3 protein-coding genes are annotated in these 5,863 nt (G+C 49.6%); 1 reads left to right on the top strand and 2 read right to left on the bottom strand.

Annotated elements, in window-relative coordinates:
* Positions 1 to 829, top strand: an 829-nt coding sequence (locus A3750_RS13755; RefSeq protein ID WP_197475038.1) for a sigma 54-interacting transcriptional regulator, incomplete at its 5' end; no start/stop codon positions are given.
* A gap of 146 nt (positions 830 to 975) precedes the next feature.
* Here A3750_RS13755 and A3750_RS13750 read toward each other — a convergent pair.
* Both A3750_RS13750 and A3750_RS13745 read right to left on the bottom strand, forming a co-directional pair.
* The gene (locus tag A3750_RS13750) at positions 976 to 1,470 is read right to left on the bottom strand and encodes a prepilin-type N-terminal cleavage/methylation domain-containing protein (RefSeq protein ID WP_068454000.1); all 495 of its coding nucleotides are present in this window, start codon (positions 1,468 to 1,470) and stop codon (positions 976 to 978) included.
* Between the two features lie 291 nt (positions 1,471 to 1,761).
* Positions 1,762 to 5,826: a LamG domain-containing protein gene (locus A3750_RS13745; protein WP_197475037.1), complete on the bottom strand. Its 4,065-nt coding sequence runs from the start codon at positions 5,824 to 5,826 to the stop codon at positions 1,762 to 1,764.
* Positions 5,827 to 5,863 lie beyond the last annotated feature (37 nt).

The following is a 5,863-nucleotide window of genomic DNA, read 5'->3' as shown; positions in this document are numbered from 1 at the left end:
CGCCATTCCAAAAGACCTGATTGAATCGGAACTCTTTGGCCACGAAAAAGGCGCCTTTACTGGTGCTGGCGGCCAACGCACAGGTCGCTTTGAGCAAGCGAACGGCGGTACGTTGTTTCTCGATGAAATTGGGGACATGCCCGCAGATACCCAAACCCGCTTATTACGAGTGCTCGCTGACGGTGAGTTCTACCGGGTAGGCGGCCATACGCCAGTAAAAGTCGACGTTCGAATCATTGCGGCAACACACCAAAATTTAGAACACCTAGTTAACGAAGGTTCGTTTCGAGAAGATCTCTTTCATCGCTTAAACGTGATTCGCATCCACCTTCCAAAGCTTTGTGATAGAAGGGAAGACATCCCCAAGCTAATGCACTTTTTCTTAAGTCGCGCAGCAGAGGAACTTGCCGTAGAGCCAAAGGTTCTCCGACCAGAGACCGAAGATTATTTGAGCGCATTACCGTGGCCAGGCAATGTAAGACAGCTTGAGAATACCTGTCGCTGGTTAACAGTAATGGCAAGTGGTCGAGAGATCCATGTGTCAGATTTGCCTCCCGAGCTACTACAACACAGCGATGTCTCGCTCACCGGAAGTACTTGGCAAGAGGGATTACGCAAATGGGCCGACCAAGAGTTGAAAAAAGGTCAAAGCGCCATTCTAGATACAGCCGTCCCAGAGTTTGAGCGTATCATGATTGAAACAGCGCTCAGTCATACGAGCGGGCGCCGACGGGATGCTTCGATACTGCTGGGCTGGGGAAGAAATACCCTTACTAGAAAAATCAAAGAACTCGGCATGTCCGCCGATGAAGAAGGCGATGAAGAATAGCGTCTGAAGATTGAACTTTATGTAGTAACAGGGGTGTTCGTCTTGCTAGAAATGCTGGACGAAACATGCCCTGCAACAAACAGAAGAGAGATACTTTAAACCCCAGGCATTCACGGTAGAGAGAGCCATTACGCACTGACAGAACGCTAACCGCAACCTATTGCGACTAGCCTTACTCCGAAACTCACCCGAACTGGTGGTACATTATCGGCATCCGCATTGGCCGCTGTGTAGTCCAAATAGCAGTTTTCTTGCAGCTCCAACCGTAAGACGTCCCCACCAAGATTCCCTTGAGAAACAATAACAAAATCCGAGTTCTCGGTGAGGTCTGCTGCCACACCGATACCCGCACTATCCGCGGTTGGGTAGCCGTTAACCATGGTGATGTCGGCCCCATCAAGCGTCACTGTATCACCAAGGGGGCTACCTTTAACCAGCTGCTCTGCATGCGCAACAGCCGCCGCAGACTTCATGGTCCCCGCAATACCTGCAAGGGAAGCTTCTCTCGCCTCTCTTCCAAGGTCTGCAAAACGCGGGATAGTAAAAGCCGAAAGGATACCGAGGATCACAACAACCATGATCAATTCGATGAGAGTAAAACCACGAGCGCCGCTCGCTTCAAGTCTGCCAAACTGCTGCATAGTTCTTGTCGTTTCTTTATTATTTTATTGGGATTGCTAATACGTACAGGGTGTTATTAAGCCACAGCTCATAGATTCAGACTAGAAAAATCGGTGACACGAACATGACGATTCCGTAGTGCAGATAAAGCGCTTTGGAATTAATGCAAACGGGTTGCACGAACATCTTGACCTATAGCCTATCAGGTCGATGATCAGCCACGAGAATCATCAGGGCAACTCGCATCAATGGCGCCGATGAGAAAACACCTCAGCACGTCCGCAATATATCCAACTCAAGATTGAGCGCTCTTAAGGAAAGACCTCTCGCCAGTATATAATGCGGTCATTCCCACGATACTGACCAAAGGTAGCGAACCTCAAGGGCGCGTCTTCCAAGGAACCGTCCGCGCTTGCATCCCAATTGAAACGCAGCCAAGGCATTGTCCCTAGATCAACGACAACACCAATCGAACCAGTATGGTCGTCCCCTGTTGACGCTAAGCCCGGAGGAGAAAAACGGAACTGACCAGAACCATTCGCGAGCGTCGAGTTAAAACTCATGTCGCTGCTGCCATCTCCAACGCTAATTCCAGCATAAGGTGCGCTCACTGCATTGCCGTCTGAGTCATTGACACTCAAACCGATATCGATCGCAGAGCAAATATCATCAACATTCACTAGAAAGCCAGCCCCATCCCAATACTCCGCTTGTGCGAGCATATTAAGAGCCACATCTTCCGGCCCAAAAACATTCTCTGTACGCCAGCGACCGTAGCGCTGCTCGATACCGACAGGTCGCCACACGGGACTGTTGCTCACAGCGACAAGATCACTATCATCGATGGTATTGGCCGAAACTTCTAACTGACTGAACGCCGCTTGATTAACAGTAAACGGTGCCACCAATGCATTGGCATCCTTATCGTAGTTGTAGGTATCGCCATTATCGAAGGTATAAAGCATAACTCCTGGGGACAGAACACTGAGAGCCCCATCATTTAAACTCGCAGTGACGGGCATTTTTACCCCCACACTCGTGCCATCCTTCAAGTCGTCTTGCGTCGGAGGAATCAGCGCATCAGCAACGTCCGCTGAAACCAACTTACGAAAGTTGTTATCCGTATAATTTTCAGTCGTCACGCCGTTGGCGTTCCGTGCGGTAATGCTCGCTGAAGGCAAAGTGGCATACGTAAACGGCTGTCCAATATACGTAAAACTGCCGCAGTTTGCAGCGAAGCGACCATCATCCGGCGCGACCACAAAATCGGCAGGCGTGAACCGTCCAATGTTTGCTGATGTTGAGCCGGCAACCGTTTGACCAAAATAGGCTTGAGGCGACGTTGTCAAAGAAAATACACCAACCTCACTCACCTGCTGATCAGTCAAAGTCCGCGAACCTGGCACGGACTCTGTACCATCAAAAACCAAAGAGGTTCGTGCAAGCCCACCAAGATTTCCTCCAGATGGCGAAATGAGTTGATGACTCAAACCAACCGTACCTTGGTAGCTTGGCGCGCTCCCACCTCCATTACATTCTGCTTGAGCAGTGACACTAAAATTACTTCCCGCTGAAGTCAGCACAGAGCAAGCAGCAAGTGCAGCCTGACTCCCTCCTGCACAGGCTGCATTCGCATCATCAGCTTGGATGGTTATTCGTTGAGGCGATACAACAAAAGGGTCTACCGTGACGGCCAAAGCCGAAAATTCAGGTACAGAACCGTCATAAGGCGCTTCATCATGCAGAACATTTAAACCCAGAACTTCACCTACATCATCATAGGCCAATGCGACACTCGCCACGCCGGCATTAAAGTTAGCAGATACATTAATACTGGCCGGCTGGGTTTCACTCACGCCGACGCCATTAAATAAAATGCTTCTTGGCAGTCCAGTATCTTTGACACCCGGAGACTGAGCGATATCCGTATTCACATCACTCCACACTTTCAGATTCTTGGATCCGTCAAATCCAGTCAGCACATTACAACTACCTCCGCCGGTTAGATCCTGACCGAACGCCGTCAGGGTAAAGTTACTCGACGCTCCACATACAAAGCTCGCGGGGCTAGAGGCCAAAAAGCCAGACGCTCTAAAGTCGGTACCTGAAGTCGCAGAGCTACTGATCGCCAAGAAAGAATCCTCTACAGTCACACGAAGATCTGAGTTCTCGTTTTGATGGAACAGATAAAAATTGCGGGTACCGCTCTCACTACCGTCGAAGGTATAGGTCGATATCGGACTCCCTCCAGTGCTCGCTAGATAAAAGTCACTCAAGGTACTTTCATTGCTGCTCAGATTAATAGTGCCGGAATAATCTGACTTGGCAGCTAAGCCATCTGCACACATCGCCTGTACTTGAACAAGCGCCCGCGTTTGAGGACAAGCTAAAGAATATTGAGGTTGCGAGATAGAAAAACTACCCAAAGCACAGGAGCTTGTAGGATCACATATCCCACCGAAATCCAAAGTAGAAACGCCAGAACTGTCATAACTAATTTTAGAGTTTGAACCCAAGCTAATATTGTTTGCCGTTACAGCACCGCTGAGGTAACTCGTCGAAACGAAGCTCACGTCACCAACGGCATAAACGACACCTGCCATGGTCGCTGAATTAGGAAAACCAATATCGGAATACGCGTAGAGCAACAGACTGGAAGCAGTTACGCCAGTAAAGTCATTTACACCGGACGCGTTCAACAAGTTGCTTGAACCAATATTGAGCGTCTGATTCACAAATACCCTTGCTGTTCCGCCGCCAACCACATTGAAGCGCACCTGAGAGCCTAGCGTCAGCTGGTTAATCCAGTAATCGCCCGCGATAAGATTCACATCAGAGTTAAAACCGACATTCATGGTGTCAATAAAATATTCGTTGTACGCGGGGCTAACGCTCATCGTGGCTTGGCTACCGAGCGTCACGTTAGCATAGCCGTTAGTGGTTTGCCCCAAGATGCCCACGCTACTAAACCCGATGTTCAATGTTTCACTGTAACTTGCTGTATTCGGAAAGGTGCCCGGTGATATGGCCGCCACAGAACCCGGCTCTGCGCTGCAGTGCGACGACTCACAGCTTAATTGCCCGCTTCCGCCATTCGTCACGACGCTCCCAACAGGCAAGATAGTCGTCGGATTATTCAAGATCTGCGCATTGAAACCAAAGTCGACCGTACCATTTGCATGGCTATTAATCCCCGTGGCAAAACTGCCTGCACAGGAATCGACACAAGGCTGCGTTTCAGCCGAGGCCGCAATAATTTCTACAGCGGTTAACACTGTGTCATAGAGTCGAAGCTCGTCCAGCGTCCCAAAGGCCGAAGAGGCAGGTGCAATGTTGTAAGTCGAGGAGTTGTCGCCGAAGAATACCGATCCAACATCACCAAGCACACCATTCGTATTAAACGTCTGGCTCGCTACTTCTGTTCCATTCGCGAATATTTTGAGTTCATCGGCAGGCATGTCCCAAGTGATCGCGAGATGAACCCAGTCACCGGCATTAAAAGTATTGACCGGAGAAGTCAGATTGAAATCGCCATCAGCAGCATCCTCAAGAGAAAAACGCAAGGCGCCACTATTCAATTTCGCGAGATAAAAATATTTGTCATTGGTGTTGTTTAGAATGCGGGTACTCGCATCCAAAAGGGTACGATTTCCTGACCCAACCCAATCTTGCTCAGCGCGATACCACAACATAATGGTTCCGGCATCGCCTAGGTCATCATTAACATCAACCTGCGAGTCGACCGCATCAATAATCGCGACCGAGCTGTTCTCTGGAATATCAATCGCACGGCAAACGTAACCATCTTCATTCGAAGCGGGGTCGCCCAAAGTCACCCCGTTATTGCCGTTTCCGGTATAGTCTTCAATCGCCACGCCAGAGCCTGTAAAAGGCGTTTGCTCAAACGGGAAATGCGCTATTAGGCTATTGCTCGCACAAGGTCGCGTATCATTGAAAAGAGCAGTAACTTCAGCGTCACTGAGGACTTTCGAGTAAATCCGCAATTCATCGAGTTTTCCCCGAAAGTATTCCTCGGTGCCGCCCGTATCCTCTATCCGACCGATACTACTAAAACTGTTGCCAATGACTCCGGCAATACCTGTGCCGCTCCTGTTCAAGGAGCCATCAATATAAATCTTATAGGCGCCAGAACCCGAATCACGCGTCAACACAACGTGGTGATATACATCGTCGTTTATTGCGACCGTAGATTTGGTTGAGTACTGGTTTCCAACGGATAGACCAATTCTTCCGCTCGCATCTAACCACCCCCAAAAAATGTCATCCGAACCTCCTGCCTGCTCAACACCCGCTATGCCGGGTGCGCGCCAGCCGGTGTTATTACCGGTTTGAGTGGTTTTGATCCAGAAACTCATCGATGCGGTCGTACGCAGGCGACTATAAATATCTGCA

The organism is Oleiphilus sp. HI0079 (genome assembly GCF_001635105.1).
This window is presented reverse-complemented; position numbering and strand designations above follow the sequence as displayed.

Coding starts and splice junctions, on each gene's coding strand:
- A3750_RS13750 (WP_068454000.1), bottom strand. CDS start 1,470: ATGCAGCAGTTTGGCAGACTTGAAGCGAGCGGCGCTCGTGGTTTTACT.
- A3750_RS13745 (WP_197475037.1), bottom strand. CDS start 5,826: ATGAGTTTCTGGATCAAAACCACTCAAACCGGTAATAACACCGGCTGG.